The organism is Cellulosimicrobium arenosum, from assembly GCF_014837295.1.
GTDB lineage: Bacteria > Actinomycetota > Actinomycetes > Actinomycetales > Cellulomonadaceae > Cellulosimicrobium > Cellulosimicrobium arenosum.
Map to the genome: position 1 here is coordinate 83,068 of NZ_JACYHB010000008.1, position 21,346 is coordinate 104,413.

Consider the following 21,346-nt stretch of genomic DNA (forward strand, 5'->3'; position numbering starts at 1 on the left):
CCCTTCGTCGTCGCTGACCTTCCCGGCCCACCGTGCCGGGTGCGCACCGCCGCGCCTCCGGTCAGCACCGTGGCTCTGCCGCTCGACCCGCCTCCGACACCTCGGCGCACTGCGCCCGTGGGGGCTGGACGGTGCACGCGACCGAGCCTCGCGCCGACCGGCTGACGCCGGACCGCGACGACGTCCACCTCCCCCTCCCGAGGTCGGCGCCAGGCAGCGCGCCGCCGAACGTCACGAAAGGCTCCTCCGTGTCCTCCTCTCCCAAGAAGCCCCAGCAGGCTTCCGACCGCCACGACGACGCGTCGTCGGCGCCCGTGAAGCGACGGCTGCGCTTCCCGTCGTTCAGCGTCCAGATCCTCCTGGGCCTCGCGCTCGGTATCGCGCTCGGCGGCATCGCGCTCGCGATCGGCCCGCAGGACGCCGACGGCGAGGTCCCCAACGGCCTCACCACGACGCTCGCGACGATCGGCTCCTCGTTCGTCACGCTGCTCAAGGCGATCGTCCCGCCGCTCATCTTCACGGCGATCGTCGCGTCCATCGCGAACCTGCGAACCGTCACCAACGCCGCGCGCCTCGCGGGTCAGACGCTGCTCTGGTTCGCCATCACCGCCGCGATCTCCGTCGCCGTCGGCATCGGCCTCGGCCTGATCTTCCAGCCCGGCAACCGCGCGTCGGTCTCGATCGACGATGCGTCCGAGGTCGGCCACACCGGCTCGTGGCTCGACTTCCTCACCGGCATCATCCCGGGCAACGTCCTGGGCCTCGGTGCTGGGACCGACCTCGACACCGCTGCGGACGGCGCGGTCACCGGCGCCACGACGTCGATCAACTTCAACGTGCTGCAGATCCTCGTCGTCGCGCTCGTCATCGGCATCGCAGCCCTGAAGTCCGGCAGCAAGGCCGACCCGTTCCTCGCGTTCAACCGCTCGGCTCTCGCGATCATCCAGAAGGTCCTGTGGTGGATCATCCGCCTCGCGCCGCTCGGCACGCTGGGCCTCATCGGCAACGCGATCGCCACCTACGGCTGGTCGTCGCTGAGCTCGCTCGCATGGTTCGCCGTCGCGATCTACGTCGGCCTCGCGATCGTGCTGTTCATCGAGTACCCGGTGCTGCTGCGGGCCAACGGCCTGAAGGTCATGAGCTACTTCCGCGGCGCCTGGCCCGCGATCCAGCTCGCGTTCGTCTCGCGCTCCTCGATCGGCACGCTCCCCGTCACCGAGCGTGTGACCGAGCGGAACCTGGGCGTCCCGCGCGAGTACGCGTCGTTCGCGGTGCCGCTGGCCGCGACCACCAAGATGGACGGTTGCGCCTCGATCTACCCGGCCATCTCGGCGATCTTCGTCGCGGAGATCTTCGGCATCAACCTGTCGATCACCGACTACCTGCTCATCGCGTTCGTGTCCGTCGTGGGCTCCGCCGCGACCGCGGGCCTCACGGGCGCCGTCGTCATGCTCACCCTGACGCTCTCGACGCTGGGCCTCCCGCTGGCCGGCGTCGGGCTGCTGCTCGCGATCGACCCGATCCTCGACATGGGCCGCACCGCGGTCAACGTCGCCGGGCAGGCGCTGATCCCGACGATCGTCGCCAAGCGAGAAGGCATCCTCGACATCGAGCAGTACGAGGCCGCGTCGGCAGAGGACCTCTTTGCCGACGACGAGGCCGCGGACGTCACGTCCACGACCGAGGAGGCCGCGGCGTCGGGCACCCACGAGCGGGAGCTCGCTCCCGCCCGCTGACGTCGAGCACGTCACCAGCACCACCGGGAACGGGGCGGTGTCGTCGTCCGCCGGACGACGACACCGCCCCGTTCCCGCGTTCCCTGGCGCGCGGGTCAGGACTGCGGCGGGCGCGGCTCGCGCAGCACGGTGAGGCGCGCGCGGTACTCGGACTCGTCGATCTCGCCGCGCGCGTAGCGCTCGCCGAGGATCGCGACCGGGTCCGGGCCGGCGTGGCGCCACGGCCCGGAGCCGCCCGGTCCCCAGCCGCGGCGGGCCCGCCGGGCGATCAGGAAGATCACGGACGCGAACAGCAGGAACCACAGCAGCGGGAAGATGAACCACCACGGCCCCGGCCCCCAGTGGGGACCGGTGACCACGGCAGCAGTGATCGTGCCGGTCACAGGTGCGGTGGCGAGTGCGGTGAGCATGACGACCTCCGGTCGGGTGCGGCGCGCCGACGGTCGGTGCGCACGGCCGCCGCTGCGGCCGTGACTCCAGGCTTCCCGGTGCCCGACGCCGCGTCGTCCCCCGCCCGTGCCGACCGGGCTACCCCCGTGGTGCCGTCGGGGACGGCGGGTTCAGTGCGCCCAGCCCGGTCGTACGAGCCCCGACTCGTACGCCGCGACGACGAGCTGTGCGCGGTCGCGCGCGCCGAGCTTGGCCATCGTGCGGGACACGTGGGTCTTCACGGTCGACTCGGAAAGGTAGAGCGTCCCCGCGATCTCCTCGTTCGACAGCCCGCCCGCGACCTGGCCGAGCACCTCGCGCTCGCGTGGCGTCAGGTCCGTCAGACCGTCCACCGGCCCGACGGCGCGCGTGGCATCCGCGACCCGTGCGAGCAGGCGCCGGGTGACGGTCGGGGACAGGAGCGCGTCCCCGCACGCCGCGACGCGCACGGCGCGCACGAGGTCGGCCGGCTCCGTGTCCTTGACGAGGAAGCCGCTCGCGCCGCCGCGGATCGCGTCGGTCACGTAGTCGTCGTGCTCGAACGTCGTGACGACCACCACGTGGACGTGCGACGCCGCACGGTCGGCGACGATGCGCCGCGTCGCCTCGAGACCGTCCACGCCGGGCATGCGGATGTCCATGAGCACGACGTCCGGCAGGTGCTCGAGCGCGAGCTGCACCGCGTCCTCTCCGGTCGCGGCCTCCGCCACGACGCGCATGTCGTCCTCGGAGTCGATCAGCGCGCGGAAGCCGCCGCGCACGAGGGCCTGGTCGTCGGCCAGCACGACGTCGATCACGGTGTCTCCTCGGGCGGGACGGTCGGTGTTCCCGGCGTCGGTGCCGGCCACGGAAAGCGTGCCCGAACCCGGAACCCACGTCCACCGGGGCGCCCGGCGTGGCCCGCAGACGGACCGTGGTCGAGCCTCCCGCCGACGGACCCGACGCGCTCCCGCATGCCGCGCAGCCCGTAGCCGGGCGGAGGGAACGGCGTCGCGGCGGGCGTCGCACCGTCGTCGGACACCACGACCGTGACCGTGCGCGGACCGCGCGACCCGGGTGGTCCCGCCTCCACCCGGACGCGCACGTCGGCGCGCGACGCGTCGGGCGCGTGCCGGCGGATGTTGGTCAGCGACTCCTGGACCACGCGGTAGACCACGCCGACGAGCCGGTCCGGCAGCGCCCGGGCGGCCGGGTCGACGTCGAGCCGCACGTCGAGGCCGCCCGCGCTCGCCTGCTGCACGAGCCGCGCGAGCGCGGTCAGGTCCCACGTCGGTGCGAGCGGCGAGGCGGCCTCCGGCGGCTCGCGCAGGCCGTCGCCGGGCTCCGCCCGCACGACCCCGAGCACCGCGCGGACCTCGTCGAGCGCCTCGACGCTCGTCGAGCGGATCGCGGCGAGCGCGCGGCGCGCCTGCTCCGGGTCGCGGTCGAGCAGGTGCAGACCGACACCGGCCTGCACGGAGATCGCGGACAGCGAGTGGGCGAGCACGTCGTGCACCTCGCGCGCGATGCGCAGCCGCTCGGCCGCGACGGCGTTGCGCTCGCGCTCCTCCTGGGTCGCGCGCCGGGCCTCCCTCGCCTCGGCGGCCCGCGCGGCCCGGTCGCGGACGGCGACCGCGGCGAGCAGCACGACGACGGTCCAGGCGGCCCCGCCGAGCAGCGAGGCGGGCGGCGGTGCGTCCGGTCGCGCCGTGGTCGCGGCCACGACCGTCCCCGCCAGCAGGACGGCGCCACCCCACGCGACGGCACGGCTGCGCGCGACCGGTCCGCTCAGCACGACCGCGGCGAGCACGACCACGGGCCCCGCGAGCGCGGGTCCCCACGGGTAGCCCGCCGCGAGGTAGGCGCCGCACGCCGCGACGGAGACGACGACCGCGACCGCGGTGCGGCGCACGGAGCGGGTGGGGAGCAGGACGACCACGACGGGTGCGACGAGGAGGAGGGCGAACGCCGCGGCGTCGGGCGTGCGCGCCTGCGGCTGACCATGGGCGGCCCCCAGGGTGCCGAGCACGGAGATCGCCGTGAGGAGCACCGCGAGGAACACGCGGGGTCGACGACGGTCCAGCGGGCCCATACGTCGAACGCTACGCCGCACCCGACGCCCCACGCGTCGTCCCGCAGTACCGCGCGCCGTCCCCCGGTGGTGGGGTCAGGGGGTGGGGGTGACCGCCGCCAGGACGACCGGGTCGGTGCAGCCGCGGGCGAAGCCTGCGATGCGCCGGTCGATGTCACGGCCGAGGAACCACGTCCCGATCCGTTCCGCGAGCGGTGCGAGCCAGCGGGGGCGGCAGCGGAAGCTGTAGCGCCAGGTCGCGCGCGTGCCGCCGGACGGGTCGGGGGCGAACCGCCAGCCGCCCGCGAGGTTCTCGAAGAACCACGAGCCGCGGACCATGCGCATGCCCACGTTGGTCGGCGGGTTGTACGACACGTACTCGCTGACCATCGACAACCCGGACCGGTGCCGGGTCAGGGTGCGCACCCCTTTCGCCGGGGCGGTCGCGCCGTCGAGGAACCGTTGCCGTCGGATGAACGGGTCCCAGCGCAGGCGCACGTCACCCGTGGTCTGCGAGACGGCGAACGCGGTCGCCGGGTCGACCGGGACGATGAGCGAGGACTCGACGACGGGCATCCGTCGATGCTGCCATGCCACCTCCCCGGACGCGCGGACGCCCCGCCCTCGGAAGGACGGGGCGGCCGGGCCGGAGGGACGAGGTCAGGAGGTGAACTCGTACCCGGCGTCGACGCACTGAGCGCGGAACGCGTCGAGAGAGGGCTGGAACTCCGTGGTGACGACGTCGACCCCTTCCAGCGCGGCCTGGAACGGCGCCTTGATGCCGTTGAGGTTCTCCTGGAGCTCGGGCTCGGCGAAGCGCTGCACCGACGCGATCTTGTCGCGCGTCGTGGCGAGCTCGACGCCGCTCTCGTCCGTGACCGTCTCGGAGGTGAGGGCGAACGTGCTGCTCACGCGCTTCGCGAGGGAGTTCTTGCCGCCGTCGTAGAACCCGGCGCACGTCTGCTCGACCGTGACGACGGTCGGCTCCGGGGCGTCGGTCGCGGCCGGGCTCTCCGTCTGGCTCTGGGAGGTGTCGGACGCCTCGGCCGACGGGTCGGTCGTCGAGGCGCAGGAGGACAGGAGGAGGGCGCTGGCGAGCACCGCCGTGGCGGTGAGGAGGGACTGACGCATGATCAGGATTGCAACGCGCGAGGGTGCCCTTGCGCAAGCTGCGGCGCGCGCCGTCGGACCGCGGATCCGCGGGATCCTGCGGTTCTTCGGCCCCGCGTGTGCGGAGGTTCACAGGACCGGTACGGGCGTACCGGGTTCAGTCGACCGTCAGGACGACCTTGCCGCGCACGTGACCGCCGGCGACCAGCCGCAGCGCGTCGGCCGCCTCGGCGAGCGGGAAGGTCTGGACGGGGACCCGGAGGCGGCCGGCCTCGGCGAGCGCGAGCACCTCGTCGAGAGCGCCGCGCGCGTCCGTCTTGTCGGTGATTCCGGCGGCGCTCGACGTCTCGCCGCCCGTGATCGTCACCGCGCGCGGCGCACCGTCGTCGGAGGTCGTCCGACCGTGGAGCAGGTCGAGGGTCGCAGCGATCGTCTCGTCGGTGCCCACGAGGTCGATCACGACGTCGACCTCTCCGAGCCCGTCCGGCAGCGCCCGGACGGCGTCGACCAGCCCCGAACCGTAGGCGACCGGAGTCGCGCCCAGGTCGCGCAGGTAGTCGTGGTTGGGCTCCGAGGCTGTCCCGACCACGCGGGCGCCGAGCGCCTGCGCGATCTGGACGGCCGCCGTGCCGACACCGCCGCTCGCGCCGTGCAGCAGCACGACGTCGCCCTCGCTCACGTCCGCCTGCACGAGAGCGGAGAACGCCGTGGCCGCCGCGACCGGCAGGACGGCCGCCAGCTCGGCCGGGACCGACGCCGGGCGGCGTCGGACCTGCTCGACGGACACGACCGACAGCGCACGCTGCGCTCCCGTCCCGTTCCACAGCACGTCGTCGCCCGGGGCGAGGTCCGCGACGTCGGGACCGACGGCGTCGACCACCCCGGCCGCCTCGAACCCGAGGACGGCGGGGACCTTGCCCCCGAACGCACCGGAGAGGCGCTTGAGGTCGGCGGGGTTGACCCCGACGACGCGGTTGGCGACGCGCACCTGACCGGGCCCCGGGTCGGCGACGTGCTCGTCGTCGACACGGAGCTTCTCGGGTCCGCCGAACTCGTCGAACGTGACGACCGTGCTCATGTCACGACACTCTTCCACCGCTCGGCCGACACCGCTCTGCGGTCCCGTCCCACGAACGCCCGCCGAGCAGTGAGCTGCCGCCCCGATCCGTCGGTCTTCAGGGGCCGCAGCTCACTTCTCGGCGGGCGGGAAGTCGTGCGGGGCGTGCGGTGTTGTGGGAGGTGTGGACGAGCTCGAAGAGACTGCGGCGCGCGAGCGCTTGGTCGCGCTGCGGTCGCAGGCGGTCGGTCGCCTCGCTGCCCTGCGCGGCGACGTCGCGGACATCGTGGACGCGTCGCGCGACTCGAACGCCGACGACGAGCACGACCCTGACGGCGCGACGATCGCGTTCGAGCGCGCCCAGGTCGAGGCGTTCGCGCGCGACGCCGCGGCCCAGGTCGAGGAGGTCGACGCCGCGCTCGCTCGTCTCGACGCGGGCACGTACGGGACGTGCGCGACCTGCCGAGCCCCGATCGCCGCCGCACGCCTGGCGGCACGCCCCACGGCCCGCACGTGCATCCCCTGCGCGAGCACCTGAGCCCCCACCCGCCGAGACGTGAGCTGCCGCCCCTGCTTCACGCGAAACAGGGGCGGCAGCTCACCTCTCGGCCATCGGGTGGCCAGGGGCGCGGTCAGGCGGTGAACCGGGTCGCGCGTTCCGTGACGTGGCCCGTGCCGCGGCCGTCGTTCGCCGCCTCGTCCCAGCGGTAGACCTCGGTGCCCGTGATGAAGACGTGCTCTGCGCGCGAGGTCACGTCGAGCGGGTCGTCCGACCAGATCACGACGTCGCCGTCCAGGCCCGGCGCCAGGGCCCCGACGCGGTCGTCCAGCTCGAGGAACGACGCCGGGTTGACCGTCAGCGCCGCGAGCGCGGTCTCGCGGTCCAGCCCCTCCTTGACCGCGAACGACGCCTGGTGCACGAGGAAGTTGATCGGCACGACCGGGTGGTCGGTCGTGATCGCGACGCGCACGCCCGCGCGGGCGAGCACGCCGAGTGTCGCGATGTCGCGGTCGCGCAGCTCGACCTTGGACCGCGACGTGAGCATGGGCCCGAAGATCACCGGGACGTCGCGCTCGGCCAGCACGTCGGCGATCGCGGCACCGTCGGTCCCGTGGTTCACCACGAGCCGGTAGCCGAACTCGTCGGCGAGGCGCAGCGCGGTCGCGATGTCGTCGGCGCGGTGGGTGTGCTGGTCCCAGAACAGCTCGCCCGCGAGCACGCGCGCCAGCGTCTCCTTCGTCAGGTCGCGGTCGAACGGCTCGCCCTTCGCCTCGGCCGCGTCGCGCTTGGCCGCGTAGTTCTGCGCGTCCACGAAGGCCGCGCGGATGACCTGCGCCACGCCCAGCCGGGTGGACGGCGTCTGCTTCTTGTCCCCGTACACGCGCTTGGGGTTCTCGCCGAGCGCCGACTTCACCGACACCGCCTCGCGGATCACCTGCTCGTCGACGGTCCGCCCGCCCCACGTCTTGATCGCGACGGTCTGGCCGCCGATCGGGTTGCCGGACCCGGGCTTCACGACGGCGGTCGTGACACCGCCCGCGAGCGCGTCGCGGAAGCCCTCGTCCTCGACGTAGATCGCGTCGATCGCGCGGAAGGCCGCGCCGTTCGGGTTCGTCATCTCGTTCGTGTCGTTGCCGGCCCAGCCCTCGCCCTCCTCGTGCACGCCCATGTGGGCGTGGGACTCGACGAACCCGGGCAGGACCCAGCGCCCCGCGGCGTCGACGACGCGTGCGCCGTCCGGCACCGTGACGTCGCGCCCGACGGCGGTGATCACCCCGTCCTCGACCAGGACCGTCCCGTTCTCGATCGGGGGAGCGGAGACGGGCACGACGTAGCCGTTCGTCACGGCGACGGTGCCGCGCGCGGTGCGCGGCTCGGTGCGGGCGGGGCGGGGGTGGGATGAGGTCGTCATCCCCCCATCATCGCCCCGAGCAACCGCGGTCGGCGACGGGGCGCTATCCTCCTGCCGTACCCGCCGTCCGCGCGCGAAGGAGCCCGCATGTCCGTCCTGGTCGGGCTGTTCCGACTCTTCCTCGTCGTCCTCGCGCTCGTCGGCACGCGCGAGATCTGGCTGCACGGCGACGTCGAGGGACTCGTGTACTTCACGAACCAGACGGGTTTCCTCGTCGCGATCTCGTTCGCGTGGGCAGGGATCGCGTCGCTCCTGCGCACGACGCAGCCGCCCGCGTGGTTCAAGGGCGTGGTGACGCTCGCCGCCGCCATCACCGGGCTGGTGGCGCTGCTCGTCCTCGAGCCGGAGTCGCCCGACGCTCCCGCGGTGTTCCTCGGCCTGACCGACGGGCAGATCGAGCACCAGGTCCTGCCGCTCGCGGTGTTCGCCGACTTCGTGCTCCTCGACGCCCACCGCCGCTTCCGTGGCCTGACCGCCCTGCAGTGGCTGCTCTACCCGGTGGCGTACTTCGTGTTCGCCCTGGTCCGGGGGGCACTGAGCCCCGGGAGCGAGTACCCGTACGCGTTCGTCGACCTCGACGCGCTCGGGTGGGCGGGCCTCGGCGCGAACCTGCTGGTCTACGGCGCGGCGTTCTTCGTCCTCGGGCTCGTGCTCGTCGGGATCGACCGGGTCCTGCCGCCGCGCCCGCTGATCGGCGGCTACCCCGACGGCAGCACTCCGTCCGGGCGCGACGCACCGACGGAGGCCGGTGAGGTCGCAGGGACCACGACGCAGGGGACCGCGGTCGACGGCTCGAGGCCTGCACCCGACCAGCGCTGACCAGGGCCTCGCGTGGACACGGACGGCACCCCGACCCTCGACGCCCCACGGAGGCCACGCTGCCCGGAGGGGCCACGTCCGGCTAGGGTTCCACTCGTGAGCTCGTCCGTCCCTGGTCCGTCGCGCGTGGTGCGTGCCGTGCTCGTGGCGACGCTCGTGCTGGCCCTCACCGCTGCCGCGCACCGCGTCGGTGGCGGCTCGCTGCCCGACCCGCTGGTCGTCGCGGCGCTCGCCGCGTTCACGGTCGCGGGCACGACGGCGGCCGCCCGCGCCCGCTTCACCGTCCCACGGCTCGTGGTCCTCCTGGGCGGGGCGCAGCTCGTGCTGCACGGCGCGCTCACCTGGCTGGGCGGGCACGACCCGCACGGCACCGTGGGCGGGGCGTCGTGCGTCTCGGCCACCGCCGGGCACGCCGGGCACGGTTCCGCGCTCGCGTGCGGGACGTCGTCGGGCAGCGCCACCGTGCCCGACGTCGCGGGCTCCCTCGCCACGCACGCCCACCACACGTCCGGGACGGCCGGGTGGGTGATGCTCGCCGCGCACGTCGCGGCGACCGTCGTCCTCGCCCTGGTGCTCGCCCGCGGCGAGCGAGCGTTCGAGCGCCTCCTCGGGTGGCTCTCGTCGCGCCTCGTCCGCGTCCCGCGGACCGTGACACTGCCCACAGCGCCCCGCGCGGCGGTCGTCGTCGCGCGCGTCCGGCGCCTCGCGCACCGGCACGCCGGTGCGGCGCCGACGCGCGGACCACCGGTCGGCGGCAGGCTCGTCGGGACCGCTCCCTAGCCCTCCTCGCTCGTCCGCCCCTGCGGACCCCCCGACGTCGCCGACCCCGGCATCCGCCGTACCCTGGGCACTACCGCGCGACACCCCCCGCGCCGGACGGAAGACATCGATGAATCCCAGCACTCTCATTCCCGCGCGCATCCGTGCGCTCGCCGCGACCCCGCGGCCGGCACGTCGGCCGGTCCTGCCCGCTGCCGTCGTGGTCCTCCTGTCGCTCGTCGGCGCGCTCGCGCTGACCGCGTTCCTCGCGACGCTCGGCGCGCTGCCCGCGCAGGCGCACGACCAGATCGTGTCCACGGACCCGGCCGACGGCGCCGAGCTCGACGCGCCGCCCGCCGCGATCACGCTCACCTTCAGCACCGAGCCCCTGGACGTGCAGCCGCAGGTCGTCATGACCGACGCCGCGGGCGACGTCGTGCTCGACGGCACCCCGACCATCGACGGTGCCGACGCGACCCTCCCGATCGAGGACGGCACGCTGACCGGCGGTGCGTACAGCGTCGCGTGGCGCGTGGTGTCGTCGGACGGGCACCCCATCGAGGGCACGTTCGGCTTCACCCTCGCGGACCAGCCGGAGTCCGCGCCCGCCGAGGACCCGACGACCGAGGACCAGGAGTCCGAGGGCACCGAGACCGGGGCCGAGAGCGCGCAGGAGTCGGACGACGCGGCGTCGGGCACGGCGGACGACGCCACCCCGTCGCAGAGCGCCTCGGCCGGTCCGGCGGACGAGGACTCCGACGGCTCGGCCACGACCACCATCGCCCTCGTGACCGGCGCGGTCCTGATCCTCGCCGTCGCGGTCGTCGGTGTGATCGCGTGGCGCCGCCGCGGTGCCGGTGGGAGCGACGGGAGCGACGGCAGCGACGAGGCCCACCGCGGCCCGGACACCCCTGCCTGAGACTGACATGAGCACCGCGCACCGCACCCCGGACCGCTCGACCGAGCAGGCGAGCGCTCGTGCCGACGAGCCGCGGGACGACGGCGCGACCTCGACGGGCGACACCCCGCCCGTCGAGGGCTTCCGCCTGCCCGCGATGCGGGCGACGGAGGTGGTGCTGCTCTGGTGCTTGCCGGTCGCGGTGCTCGTCGCGATCGCCGGACTGGCGCTGACGGGAGAGCTCGCGCCGCGCCAGCTCATGGACCCGGGCGCCGTCGTGCGCTACGGGTTGCCGGTCGCGCGCGTCGTGCACGACGCCGCGGCGGCACTGACGATCGGGCTGCTCCTGCTCGCGACGGTCGTCCTGCCCGGTCAGCGAGAGGTTCGCGGGGCGGTGTCGTACACCCAGTGGACGGCGACGCGCTGGGCCGCGCGGGCCGCTGCGGTGTGGCTCGCGGCAGCCGTCGCCGTCATCGTCTTCACGGCGGGGAACTCGACCGGGATGTCGCCCGGTGACCCGGGCTTCTGGGGTCAGGTCCGCTACTACGCGACGGGGATCGAGCTGGGTCAGTACCTGTCCGTCTCGGCGCTGCTGGTGGCCGCGACGCTCGCGGTCGCGACCGGCGCCCGGACGGTCGGTCGGGTCGCGACCGCGTTCGTGCTCTCGCTCGCGGCCCTCCTGCCCGTCGCGCTGTCGGGGCACGCTGCGGGCGCGGCCGAGCACCTCAACGCGGTCAACTCGCTGCTCATCCACCTGGTCGCGGTGACCCTGTGGGCGGGCGGTCTCGTCGGGCTCGTGCTCCTGCGCCCGCGCATCGACAAGGCCGCGCTGCCCCAGGTCGTCGCGCGCTACTCCACGATCGCGGCCTGGTGCTTCGGTGCTGCGCTGTTCTCCGGCGTCATCAACGCGTCGCTGCGCCTCGAGTCGCCAGCCGACCTCGTCACGACGACGTACGGCTGGATCCTGTGCGTCAAGATCGTCGCGATCTCGCTCCTGGGCGTCGCGGGGTGGCTGCAACGCCGCCGCATCATCCCGCGGCTCTCCGGCCCCGGGGGTGGCCGGGCGTTCGCCCGCCTCGCGGTGAGCGAGGTGCTGGTCATGGCAATCACGTTCGGCGCGTCGGTCGCGCTGTCGCGGTCCGCGCCGCCCGTTCCCCAGGACCCGGTCACCTACGACGTGCGGTACTCGCTCCTCGGCTTCCCGGACCCCGGCCCGGTCTCCGTGCGCGCGATGCTGCTGACGTTCCAGCCGGACTGGCTGTTCCTCGGGATCGCTGCGAGCCTCGCCGGGCTGTACGTCGCGGGGGTCGTGCGGCTCGTGCGCCGCGGGGACCGCTGGCCGGTGGGCCGCACGGTCATGTGGCTGCTCGGCTGCGTCCTGCTCGCGTGGGCGACGAGCGGTGGGCCCGGCGCGTTCGGCTCGCTGCACTTCTCGACCCACATGATCCAGCACATGTCGCTCATGATGTTCGTCCCCCTGCCGCTCGCGCTCGGTGCGCCCGTGAGCCTCGCGCTGCGTGCGCTGCCGGCGCGCCGCGACGCCTCGCGCGGGCCGCGCGAGTGGATCCTCGTCGCCGTGCACTCGCGGTACTCCCGGTTCCTCACACGACCGGCCGTGGCGGGCGGGATCTTCGCCGGCAGCCTGGTCGTCTTCTACTTCACCGGCTGGTTCCAGTACGCCCTGTTCGAGCACCCCGGGCACCTGCTCATGCAGGTCCACTTCCTGCTCAGCGGTTACCTGTTCTTCTGGGTCATCCTCGGCGTCGACCCCGGTCCGGCGCGCGCGGCCTACCCGATCCGCCTGCTCGTCCTGCTCGTCACGATGGCCTTCCACGCGTTCTTCGGCGTCGCCGTCATGGCGGACCAGCAGCTCCTCGCCGAGGACTGGTGGACGGCGATGCAGTACACCGACCGCCAGGAGCTGCTCGACGACCAGGCGGTGGGCGGCTCGATCGCGTGGGGTGCGGGTGAGCTGCCCGTGCTGCTCGTCGCGATCATCGTGGCGGTGCAGTGGACGAAGGACGACGAGCGCGTCGCACGGCGCCGGGACCGTCAGGCCGATCGTGACGGCGACGCCGAGCTGGTGGCCTACAACGCTCGCCTCGCCGAGATGGCGCGCGAGGACGACCGTCAGGGACGATGAACATCGCACTTTTGATTGACCACTGTCAAAAGTGGCGGTACGTTCGGACCCGGACGGACGAAGGGCGCGACGCGGCGGCCTCGGTCTCGAGCGGAGGAACAGGTCGATGACGACCACGAGCACGGTGGGACGGACGGGGCCCGGCGCTGCGGCGCGGACGTCCGGCATGCCCGTGCCCCTCGCGCGCGGGGTACGCACCGGCGTGCTCGCCTCGACGTCTCTCACGGTCGGTGCCGTCGCGCACGCCACGGCAGGCGGGCACGTACCGGGAACGCCGAGCCTCGTCGTCCTCGGCGCGCTGACGGTCGCGCTCTGCGCCCTGGTCGCGCGTGCTCGCTCTCGCGTGCTGGTGCTCGTCCCGTTCCTCGCCCTCCTGCAGCTCGTCCTGCACCACGGGTTCATGCTCGCCGGGGCGATGCCGGGCGGCGCCGCCGGGTCGATGCCGGCCATGGCCGGCGAGCACACCGCGCAGGCCGGTCACGGCGTCGGCGCGGCCATGCTCGTCACGCACGCCGCGGCCGTCGTCGTCACGGCGGTCCTCCTCGCCGCGACCGAGCGCGCTGCCCGGCTCGCGATCGCGGTGTGGACCTGGCTGCTGCCCGCGTTGCTGGGCATCCTCGTCCCCGTCCCGCCGGCACGGCCGGCCACGGTTCCCTTCACCGCGCGCGGTGCTCGCACCCTGCAGCAGGTGCTCCGCTCGGTCGCGCCACGGCGCGGGCCGCCGTCGGGCATGCCGACCGTCGCCTGACCGGCCTGGCGTCGCACCCTGTGCGACGCCGTGGACGGCGCGTGCGGTCACCGCCGTCCACCATCTCTCGCACATCCGTCCCCGGGGCATCGCATGCCCCCGCACGGCCGTGCTGCCGCGAAAGGCACGACGACCGATGACTTCTGTGACCCCTCGCTCGACCGAGGGCGACACGGCGCCGGCCCAGCCGCCGACCGCCGTGCTGACCGACACCCGCCCCCCGACGAAGGCTGCGACCGGTCCGGGTGACCTCCCCCCGCCCCGGGCGGGGATCTGGGAGGCGCTGCGCCCCCTGGTGCACCGGCTGCACTTCTATGCCGGCATCCTCGTCGGCCCGTTCCTGCTCGTGGCGGCGACCACGGGCCTGCTCTACACCACGACCCCGACCCTCGAGCCGATCGTGCACGGCCAGGAGCTGTTCGTCGACGAGGTCGGCCCCACGACGTTCGCGATGGACCAGCAGGTCGCGGCGGCGCGCGACGCCCACCCCGAGGGATCGGTCGTGCAGGTGCGACCCCCCGCGACCCCCGACCGCACGACGCGTGTCGTGCTCGCGGTCGACGACGTGCCCGAGGGATACACGCGCACGGTGTTCGTCGACCCCTACACGCTCGAGGTCCAGGGCGCCCTGCCGACCTTCGGCGAGTGGCTGCCGGTGCGCGCCTGGTTCGACGACCTGCACCGCAACCTGCACCTCGGTGAGGCCGGTCGCTGGTACTCCGAGCTCGCGGCGTCGTGGCTGTGGGTCGTCGCGCTGGGCGGGCTCGCGATGTGGGTCGCACGCGTCGCACGCACCCGCAAGGCCCGGCGCCTCGTCGTGCCGGAGGTCCGCGCCCGCAGCGTGCGCAAGCGCGTGCTGTCCTGGCACGGAGCGGTGGGGACCCTGGCGATCGTGGGGCTCCTCGGTCTCTCGGTCACCGGGCTCACGTGGTCCGAGCGGGCGGGCGCCAACATCTCCGACGTACGCGCGGCGCTGTCCTGGGGAACGCCGCAGATCGACACCGCGCTGCCCGACGCCGACCCGTCCGCCGAGGTGCAGGGTGGCGAGCACGACCACTCCGGGGGAGCCGGGTCCGCGGCCACGTCCGACGACGTCCTGACGGCCGGCCTCGGGATCAACGGCGCGCTCGCGGTGGCGCGCGGAGAAGGACTGCGAGACCCGTTGCAGATCACCCCGCCCGACGGTCCGGGCCAGGCGTGGACGGTCAGCGAGGTCAAGCGGTCCTGGCCGCTGCAGCAGGACTCGGTCGCGATCGACGGCCGTAGCGGAGCGGTCGTGGACCAGCTCGACTTCGAGGGCTACCCGCTGCCGGCGAAGCTCACGACGATGGGCATCTCGCTGCACATGGGCCTGCTGTTCGGGATCTGGAACCAGCTCGCGCTGGCGGCACTCGCCGTCGGGCTCATCACGCTGATCGTCCTGGGCTACCGGATGTGGTGGTTGCGTCGGCCCACGCGAGCCCTGGGACGGGGCCCGGGGCCGCTTCCCCCGCGCGGTGGGCTGCGCCGGGCACCCACCTGGCTCGCCGTGGCCGTCATCGCGCTCGCCGCGGGCGTCGGCTGGGTCCTGCCGTGGTTCGGCGTCCCGCTGGCGGTCTTCCTGCTCGTCGACCTGCTGCTGGCCGCTCGCGCACGACGCCGGATCGCCGCGTGACGCGCCACCCGAACCCCGCGAGGCCGCCGAGCCGCCCGGCCGCTGCCCGCACACCTGACGACCGTCCCGAGGAGAGCATCATGACCCAGCCGATCCGCACGACCGACCCGACCACCACCACGAGGAAGCCGGCCACGAACCGCACCCGCGTGCTCGCCGGAGCGGGCGTGGCCGCGCTCGCCGTCGGCCTCGCCGCCTGCTCGTCGGACGCGTCCGCCGACCCCGGGGCGGTCGACACCGCCGACGGCGCTGCGCAGACGACGGAGGCGGCCGCGCTGGAGATCACCGACCCGTGGGCCAAGGCCGCCGACGAGGGGATGACCGCGGCGTTCGGCATCCTGGTCAACGACTCCGACGCCGACGTGCGCATCGTGTCCGCGACCAGCGACGTCGCCGGCATGTCGGAGCTGCACGAGATGGTGGCCGGCGACGACGGGGCGATGGTCATGCAGCAGAAGGAGGGCGGCTTCGTCGTCCCGGCCGGGGAGGGCCTCGAGCTGGCGCCCGGCGGGAACCACGTCATGCTCATGGACCTCCAGACACCGGTGCAGCCGGGTGACGACGTCGACGTGGTCCTGACGGCCGAGGACGGCTCGACCTTCGAGTTCGTCGCCCCTGCGCGCTCGTTCTCCGGCGCGAACGAGGAGTACCACGGTGACGACGACATGGAGGGCATGGAGAGCATGGACGGGGCCGACGGCGGCGACAGCGAGAACGCCGACTCGTGACCGGCTCGGAGAAGGTCGACAGGGCCCACGGGCCCGACGCCGACGACGGGACGGACGGTGTCGGCTCGGCTCGGCGCGGGGCGTCCCGCCGCGCGTTCCTGCGGGGTGGTGCCGCCGCGTTCGGCGGCGCCGCCCTGGCGCTCGGCGGCCGCTCGGCCTGGGAGGCGGCGGCCGCGCCGTCACCCACGGCGGGGTCCGCGGCGCCGGCCGCGCCGCCGGACGCGAGCGGTCGCGCGACCGTCGAGTTCCGCGGCGCGCGCCAGCCCGGCGTGACCACGCCCCCGCAGGCGTTCGGCGCGTTCGTCGCGTTCGACCTCGTGGAGGGCGTGGACCGGGACGCCCTGGTGCGGCTCATGCGGATCTGGACGGACGACGTCGAGCGCCTCATGGCCGGGGAGCCCGGGCTCGCCGACACCGAGCCCGAGCTCGCGACAGTCCCCGCGAGCCTCACCGTGACGGTGGGGTACGGGCCCGGGCTGTTCACCGCGGCGGGTCTCGAGGACCGTCGTCCGACGTGGCTGCGCCCGCTGCCCGCGTTCGGCGTCGACCGGCTCGAGGACCGCTGGAACGGCGGCGACCTCGTGCTGCAGGTCTGCGCCGACGACGACACCACCGTCTCGCACGCGCTGCGCCTGCTCACCAAGGAGGCGCGCACGTTCACGACGGTGCGCTGGGTGCAGCGCGGGTTCCGCGGAACGCCCGGGGCGCGGCCGCCGGGCACGACGATGCGCAACCTCATGGGCCAGGTCGACGGGACGCGCAACCCCGACCCGGGGATCGACCCCGACCTCGTGTGGCACCCGGACGACGGCGCCGGCTGGCTCGCAGGTGGCACGTCGATGGTCGTGCGCCGCATCGCGATGGACCTGGACACGTGGGACGAGCTCGACCGCTCGGGCCGCGAGCAGGCGGTCGGGCGCAGGCTCGACACCGGCGCACCCCTGACCGGGACCCACGAGCACGACGAGCCGGACCTCGCGGCGAAGGACGCGAACGGTCTCGACGTCATCGGCCCGTTCGCGCACATCCGGCGCGCCCGCACCGACGACGCCGGACAGCGGTTCCTGCGCCGCGCGTACAACTACGACGCCCCGCCGTCGCCGGGTGCGCTGTCCGACTCGGGTCTGGTGTTCGTCACCTTCCAGGCCGACGTGGACCGTCAGTTCGTCCCGATCCAGCAGCGGCTGGACGAGCTGGACCTCCTCAACGAGTGGACGACGCCGGTCGGCTCCGCGGTCTTCGCAGTGCCGCCGGGAGCGCGGCCGGGCGAGTACCTGGGGCAGGTGCTTCTCGATGGGTGAGCGTGCCGTGGCCGGAGCCCCGCACCGGGCCGGTGCCGACCCCGGTGCGCCGACGTCCTCGGGACCGTTAGCACCGAGCGCTATGGTTCGCGCGTGACGACGCCCGGAGCGGGGATGCTCCGCCGCGCGCGAGTGCTGCTGCTCGCCGCGGCGGTCGTCGGGCTGTCCGTCCTCTCCCACCTTCTCGCGGGCGGTCGTGGCCCGGGCGTGGTCCCCCTGCTCGTGCTCACGGTGCTCACGGCGGTCGGCGTCCTGCCGTTCACCCGCGCTCGGCTCGGGCTGCCGCGCCTGCTCGCGCTGCTCGGCACCGGGCAGCTCGTCCTGCATGTGGCGTTCGAGCGGTGCGCCGCGCTCGGGCCGGCCACCCGGTCCGCGGTCCCCGGCCACGCCACGACGGCCGACCTGGCGGCCGCCGTCGCCATGCTCGCAGCGCACGCGGCGGCGACCCTCGGCCTCGCGCTCGTGCTGCGGTACGGCGACGCGGTCCTGTGGCGCCTGTGGGCGTGGCTGACGGGCCTCGGTGCCGTCCACGACGGCGCACCGGTCCTCGTGCCCAGATCTGCCGCGCCCCGCACGGGAGCGCCCGTCGCGCACGCCGCGCCCGTCCGCGGGGCGTGGCACGGCCGGGCGCCGCCGTGGACCATCCTCGCCCCCGCCCACTCCGAACTCCTGACATGAACTTCCGGCCTGAACTCCTGACCTGAGAGGCAACACCATGCGAAAGACCCTGCGCGCACTCAGCGCCGCCACCCTGACCACCGGACTCGTCGTCGCGGGCGCGAGCATCGCGTCCGCGCACGTCACCATCACCCCGGACACGACCACCGCCGGCTCGTACGGCCTGCTGACCGTCAGCGTCCCGCACGGCTGCGACGCCTCCTCCACCACCGAGGTGTCGGTCCAGATGCCCGAGCAGATCGTCGCGGTGACGCCGAGCGTCAACCCGGGCTGGGACGTGGAGAAGGTCATGGAAGACCTCGACTCCCCGGTGGCCGACGGTCACGGCGGCGAGTACACCGAGCGCGTCTCCGAGGTCGTGTACACGGCGAAGACCCCGCTGCCGGACGGCTACCGGGATGCGTTCGTGCTGTCCCTGAAGATCCCCGACGTCGCGGGCGATACTCTCGTCTTCCCGACCGTCCAGACGTGCGAGGAGGGCGAGAGCGCCTGGGTCGAGGTCCCGGCCGAGGGCCAGAGCGAGGAAGAGCTCGACCTCCCCGCCCCGATGTTCGAGGTCACCGCCGCCGAGGCGGAGGGTGACGCCGCCGCGACGGACGAGGAGGCGACGGCCGACGAGGAGACCGCGGACGTGGCCGAGGCCGACGCCGAGGAGCCGGCCGCCGACGGCACGGCGGTCGCGTCGTCGGACGACGCCGGGACCCCCGCGGCGACCTGGGTCGCGCTCGCGCTGGGTGCCGCCGGTCTGGTGCTGGGGCTCGTCGCGTTCCTGCGCACGCGCCGCACCCAGGGCTGACCGCGGTGACCCACCACTCGGTGCGGTACCGGGCGGTGGCGCTGCTCCTCAGCGCCGCGGCCGGGCTGCTGCTCGCGATCCTCGCGGGCGGCCCGGCCGCGGCGCACGCCGTGCTCGTCGGCACCGACCCGTCCGACGGTCAGGTCCTCGACGCGCCGCCCGACGACCTGACCGTCACGTTCAACGAACCGGTCCAGGTGGTCGAGGGCGGCACGAGCGTCCTCGACGCCGACGGCGCGCCCGTCCCGGTGTCCGTCACCGCGGTGGACGACGCGGTCGTCGTCACACCCGACGACGCGCTCGCCGACGGCACGTACGTCGTGAGCTGGCGCGTCATCTCTCTCGACTCCCACCCGATCGCGGGGGCGTTCTCCTTCTCCGTGGGTGCACCGAGCGAGACGCCGGTCGACGCCGCCGCGGCGGAGATCGAGACCGCGTCCTCGGGCGTCGTCGTGGCCCGTGCCGTCGACCAGGCGGCCGTCTACGTCGGGACCTTCCTCGTCGCCGGGATCGTCGTGTTCGAGCTCCTGATCCTGCACGCCACGCCGGGTGCGATGCCGGTCCTGCGCGCCCGGCTGCGGCGGGTGCGCGACGTCGCGTGCGGCGTCGCCGTGGTCGGGATCGTCCTCTCGGTCCCCCTCACGGTCGCGTGGCAGGCCGGTGCGGATCTCGGTGCCTTGGTCGAGCCCTCGATCTGGCGCACGGGGTTCCGGTCCGACACCGCGCTCGCGGGCGCGCTCGGCCTCGTCGGGATCGTCGCCGCGACGGTCGCCGCCCCCCGCGCCGGACGCGGGACGCGCTCCGCGTGGCCCGCCGCTGTCGCGCTCGGCGGAGCGGCGCTCGCGCTCGGCTCGCTCGTCCTCGTCGGGCACACGCGCACGTTCGCGCCCGCATGGCTCGTCGTGACGACCGACGTGCTGCACGTCGCCGCCGGAGCGGTGTGGCTCGGCGGGGTCGTCGGTCTGGGGCTGACGCTCGCTCCCTCCGCCCGGGTCGACCCACGACGCGCGGCGGTGACCGTGTCCCGGTTCTCGAGCCTCGGGGCGTGGCTCGTCCTGACTCTCGCCCTGACGGGGACCGTGCTGGGCTGGCGGATCCTCGGGACGCTCGACGCGCTCTTCTCGACGGCCTACGGGCAGACGCTCGTCGTCAAGGTCGGGGTGGCGCTGAGCATCGTCGCCGTCGCCGCATGGAACCGGTACAAGCTGGTGCCGGCCATGGCGCCGGGTTCCGACGCGTCCGACGGCGCCGGCGGCGCGACGGCCGGCGCGGACGCCCGGCGTCGGCTCGGGCGGACCGTCGGCGTCGAGGCCGCGCTGCTCGTCGTGGTGCTCGCCGTGACCGGGCTGCTCGTCTCCAGCAGCCCGGTGGAGGCCACCGACGCGACGGGAGGATCCGGGGACGACGCCGCCGCGGGCGCCGAGCACGGGGCGCACGACGTCGTCGTGGTCACCGAGCCGCTCGGGGACGGCACGCTCGAGGCCACGGTCACCCCCGGTGCGGTCGGTGTGAACTCGCTCGAGATCGTCCTGACCGACGCCGACGGCGACCCCCTGGAACCCGTGGACACCCCCGAGGTCTCCGCCACCCTGGCGGAGCCGGCGATCGGTCCGTTCGACCATCCCCTGACCGAGACGGCGACCGGCGCCTACGAGGCGCCGCTCGACCTGCCGCTGCCCGGCGACTGGACGCTCACCGTGAGCGTGCGGACGTCGAAGTACGAGAGTCCGATCGTCGAGATCCCCGTGGAGGTGGGACCATGACCCGCGAACCGAGCCCGCGGCGTCGGGCACCACGGATCGTGCTGGGGGGGCTCGCCGCGGCCGCGCTCGTCCTGCTGCCTGCCGTCCCGGCGGCCGCGCACGTGACCGTCGGGAGCGTGGAGCCGAACGGCGACGGGACGTCGCGGATCACCTTCACGTTCGACCACGGGTGCGACGGCGAGGCCACGGACGCGGTGCGCGTCACGATGCCCGCGGGGGTCGAGGCGCTCGCGGCCGGCCAGCCGGACGGCTGGACCGCGGACGTCTCGGCGGACGCGGTGAGCTGGGAGGGCGAGCCCGTGCCCGACGGCGAGCGCGCCGAGCTCACGCTCGACGTCCGGGCGGAGGGCGAGATCGGGCACACCTTCGTGTTCCCGACCGAGCAGGAGTGCCCGTCGGGAGAGGTCTTGGCGTGGACCGACGCCGACCCGACGGGCGCGTACCCGGCGCCGACGTTCGTGGGCACGGCGGCAACCCTCGCTCCTGCGTCGGCCGCCGGGGCTGCGCCGGACGCACCGGCGGGAGGAACGTCGACTCCGCTCGGCCCGTTGGCCGTGGGCGTCGTGGTCCTGGCGGTCGCCGCGGGCGCTGCCGGTGGGTGGGCCGCCCGTCGCCGAGCGAGCACCGCCTGAGAGTGCTGTGATGTAGATCACTCTTCATGGACGTCCCGAACCCGCCCCGGCGGCGTCCCTCGTTCATGAAGGACGTCGCCGCGACGGGTCACGCGGCGCCGACCCGGGCCGGTGGCGGTCCGCGACGCGAGC

General features: G+C 74.4%; 21 protein-coding genes. 14 read left to right on the forward strand and 7 right to left on the reverse strand.

The window, feature by feature from the left end; translation table 11 throughout:
- Positions 1 to 248: 248 nt before the first annotated feature.
- Positions 249 to 1,736: a dicarboxylate/amino acid:cation symporter gene (locus tag IF651_RS11075; protein WP_422110479.1), complete on the forward strand. Its 1,488-nt coding sequence runs from the start codon at positions 249 to 251 to the stop codon at positions 1,734 to 1,736.
- Between the two features lie 95 nt (positions 1,737 to 1,831).
- Here IF651_RS11075 and IF651_RS11080 read toward each other — a convergent pair whose 3' ends face one another.
- The 6 genes from IF651_RS11080 to IF651_RS11105 all read right to left on the reverse strand — a co-directional run bounded on the left by IF651_RS11080 (position 1,832) and on the right by IF651_RS11105 (position 6,403).
- The gene (locus IF651_RS11080) at positions 1,832 to 2,146 is read right to left on the reverse strand and encodes an SHOCT domain-containing protein (protein WP_191829179.1); all 315 of its coding nucleotides are present in this window, start codon (positions 2,144 to 2,146) and stop codon (positions 1,832 to 1,834) included.
- Positions 2,147 to 2,296: 150 nt separating this feature from the next.
- Complete coding sequence (locus IF651_RS11085; protein ID WP_191829180.1) at positions 2,297 to 2,962, reverse strand: response regulator; 666 nt, start codon at positions 2,960 to 2,962, stop codon at positions 2,297 to 2,299.
- Positions 2,959 to 4,236 carry a sensor histidine kinase gene (locus IF651_RS11090; protein ID WP_191829181.1) on the reverse strand — a complete coding sequence of 426 codons (1,278 nt, stop codon included), beginning with the start codon at positions 4,234 to 4,236 and terminating at the stop codon, positions 2,959 to 2,961. Before IF651_RS11090 ends, IF651_RS11085 begins: the two co-directional genes overlap by 4 nt.
- Before the next feature lie 75 nt (positions 4,237 to 4,311).
- Positions 4,312 to 4,791, reverse strand: a complete 480-nt coding sequence (locus IF651_RS11095; protein ID WP_191829182.1) for a type II toxin-antitoxin system RatA family toxin — start codon at positions 4,789 to 4,791, stop codon at positions 4,312 to 4,314.
- Positions 4,792 to 4,875: 84 nt separating this feature from the next.
- Positions 4,876 to 5,346: a hypothetical protein gene (locus IF651_RS11100; RefSeq protein ID WP_191829183.1), complete on the reverse strand. Its 471-nt coding sequence runs from the start codon at positions 5,344 to 5,346 to the stop codon at positions 4,876 to 4,878.
- Between the two features lie 136 nt (positions 5,347 to 5,482).
- Complete coding sequence (locus IF651_RS11105) at positions 5,483 to 6,403, reverse strand: quinone oxidoreductase family protein (RefSeq protein WP_191829184.1); 921 nt, start codon at positions 6,401 to 6,403, stop codon at positions 5,483 to 5,485.
- Between the two features lie 163 nt (positions 6,404 to 6,566).
- Here IF651_RS11105 and IF651_RS11110 point away from each other — a divergent pair, with 163 nt between their 5' ends.
- Entirely contained in the window at positions 6,567 to 6,920 is a 354-nt protein-coding gene (locus IF651_RS11110) for a TraR/DksA C4-type zinc finger protein (RefSeq protein WP_191829185.1), read from the forward strand.
- Between the two features lie 94 nt (positions 6,921 to 7,014).
- Here IF651_RS11110 and IF651_RS11115 read toward each other — a convergent pair whose 3' ends face one another.
- The gene (locus tag IF651_RS11115; RefSeq protein ID WP_191829186.1) at positions 7,015 to 8,295 is read right to left on the reverse strand and encodes an amidohydrolase; all 1,281 of its coding nucleotides are present in this window, start codon (positions 8,293 to 8,295) and stop codon (positions 7,015 to 7,017) included.
- An 87-nt stretch (positions 8,296 to 8,382) separates the two neighbouring features.
- On the opposite strand from IF651_RS11115, the gene IF651_RS11120 reads away from it, so the two are divergent.
- From IF651_RS11120 to IF651_RS11175, 12 genes are all read left to right on the forward strand, one after another.
- Positions 8,383 to 9,114, forward strand: coding sequence for a Pr6Pr family membrane protein (locus IF651_RS11120; RefSeq protein ID WP_191829187.1), 732 nt, complete (start codon positions 8,383 to 8,385; stop codon positions 9,112 to 9,114).
- A gap of 96 nt (positions 9,115 to 9,210) precedes the next feature.
- Positions 9,211 to 9,894, forward strand: a complete 684-nt coding sequence (locus IF651_RS11125; protein WP_191829188.1) for a hypothetical protein — start codon at positions 9,211 to 9,213, stop codon at positions 9,892 to 9,894.
- Positions 9,895 to 10,003: 109 nt separating this feature from the next.
- Complete coding sequence (locus tag IF651_RS11130; RefSeq protein ID WP_191829189.1) at positions 10,004 to 10,792, forward strand: copper resistance CopC family protein; 789 nt, start codon at positions 10,004 to 10,006, stop codon at positions 10,790 to 10,792.
- A 7-nt stretch (positions 10,793 to 10,799) separates the two neighbouring features.
- A complete protein-coding gene (locus IF651_RS11135) occupies positions 10,800 to 12,914 on the forward strand; it encodes a bifunctional copper resistance protein CopD/cytochrome c oxidase assembly protein (protein ID WP_191829190.1) in 2,115 nt (704 codons plus the stop codon).
- A gap of 106 nt (positions 12,915 to 13,020) precedes the next feature.
- Positions 13,021 to 13,662 carry a hypothetical protein gene (locus IF651_RS11140; RefSeq protein ID WP_191829191.1) on the forward strand — a complete coding sequence of 214 codons (642 nt, stop codon included), beginning with the start codon at positions 13,021 to 13,023 and terminating at the stop codon, positions 13,660 to 13,662.
- 136 nt (positions 13,663 to 13,798) lie between these two features.
- Positions 13,799 to 15,316: a PepSY-associated TM helix domain-containing protein gene (locus IF651_RS11145; protein ID WP_191829192.1), complete on the forward strand. Its 1,518-nt coding sequence runs from the start codon at positions 13,799 to 13,801 to the stop codon at positions 15,314 to 15,316.
- A gap of 80 nt (positions 15,317 to 15,396) precedes the next feature.
- Entirely contained in the window at positions 15,397 to 16,044 is a 648-nt protein-coding gene (locus IF651_RS11150) for a copper chaperone PCu(A)C (RefSeq protein WP_191829193.1), read from the forward strand.
- Complete coding sequence (locus tag IF651_RS11155) at positions 16,041 to 17,345, forward strand: Dyp-type peroxidase (protein ID WP_338403908.1); 1,305 nt, start codon at positions 16,041 to 16,043, stop codon at positions 17,343 to 17,345. Before IF651_RS11150 ends, IF651_RS11155 begins: the two co-directional genes overlap by 4 nt.
- A 93-nt stretch (positions 17,346 to 17,438) precedes the next feature.
- Positions 17,439 to 18,023, forward strand: coding sequence for a hypothetical protein (locus IF651_RS11160; protein ID WP_191829194.1), 585 nt, complete (start codon positions 17,439 to 17,441; stop codon positions 18,021 to 18,023).
- 37 nt (positions 18,024 to 18,060) lie between these two features.
- Positions 18,061 to 18,819, forward strand: coding sequence for a YcnI family copper-binding membrane protein (locus IF651_RS11165; RefSeq protein ID WP_191829195.1), 759 nt, complete (start codon positions 18,061 to 18,063; stop codon positions 18,817 to 18,819).
- Between the two features lie 5 nt (positions 18,820 to 18,824).
- A complete protein-coding gene (locus IF651_RS11170) occupies positions 18,825 to 20,582 on the forward strand; it encodes a FixH family protein (RefSeq protein WP_191829196.1) in 1,758 nt (585 codons plus the stop codon).
- On the forward strand, positions 20,579 to 21,214 hold the full coding sequence (locus IF651_RS11175) for a DUF1775 domain-containing protein (protein WP_191829197.1): 636 nt from the start codon (positions 20,579 to 20,581) through the stop codon (positions 21,212 to 21,214). Before IF651_RS11170 ends, IF651_RS11175 begins: the two co-directional genes overlap by 4 nt.
- Positions 21,215 to 21,346 lie beyond the last annotated feature (132 nt).

Bases quoted from the DNA above. Each gene is read 5' to 3' on its own strand.
- IF651_RS11080 (WP_191829179.1), bottom strand. From the start codon at position 2,146: ATGCTCACCGCACTCGCCACCGCACCTGTGACCGGCACGATCACTGCT.
- IF651_RS11090 (WP_191829181.1), bottom strand. From the start codon at position 4,236: ATGGGCCCGCTGGACCGTCGTCGACCCCGCGTGTTCCTCGCGGTGCTC.
- IF651_RS11095 (WP_191829182.1), bottom strand. From the start codon at position 4,791: ATGCCCGTCGTCGAGTCCTCGCTCATCGTCCCGGTCGACCCGGCGACC.
- IF651_RS11100 (WP_191829183.1), bottom strand. From the start codon at position 5,346: ATGCGTCAGTCCCTCCTCACCGCCACGGCGGTGCTCGCCAGCGCCCTC.
- IF651_RS11105 (WP_191829184.1), bottom strand. From the start codon at position 6,403: ATGAGCACGGTCGTCACGTTCGACGAGTTCGGCGGACCCGAGAAGCTC.
- IF651_RS11115 (WP_191829186.1), bottom strand. From the start codon at position 8,295: ATGACGACCTCATCCCACCCCCGCCCCGCCCGCACCGAGCCGCGCACC.
- IF651_RS11120 (WP_191829187.1), top strand. From the start codon at position 8,383: ATGTCCGTCCTGGTCGGGCTGTTCCGACTCTTCCTCGTCGTCCTCGCG.
- IF651_RS11130 (WP_191829189.1), top strand. From the start codon at position 10,004: ATGAATCCCAGCACTCTCATTCCCGCGCGCATCCGTGCGCTCGCCGCG.
- IF651_RS11135 (WP_191829190.1), top strand. From the start codon at position 10,800: ATGAGCACCGCGCACCGCACCCCGGACCGCTCGACCGAGCAGGCGAGC.
- IF651_RS11140 (WP_191829191.1), top strand. From the start codon at position 13,021: ATGACGACCACGAGCACGGTGGGACGGACGGGGCCCGGCGCTGCGGCG.
- IF651_RS11145 (WP_191829192.1), top strand. From the start codon at position 13,799: ATGACTTCTGTGACCCCTCGCTCGACCGAGGGCGACACGGCGCCGGCC.
- IF651_RS11150 (WP_191829193.1), top strand. From the start codon at position 15,397: ATGACCCAGCCGATCCGCACGACCGACCCGACCACCACCACGAGGAAG.
- IF651_RS11165 (WP_191829195.1), top strand. From the start codon at position 18,061: ATGCGAAAGACCCTGCGCGCACTCAGCGCCGCCACCCTGACCACCGGA.
- IF651_RS11175 (WP_191829197.1), top strand. From the start codon at position 20,579: ATGACCCGCGAACCGAGCCCGCGGCGTCGGGCACCACGGATCGTGCTG.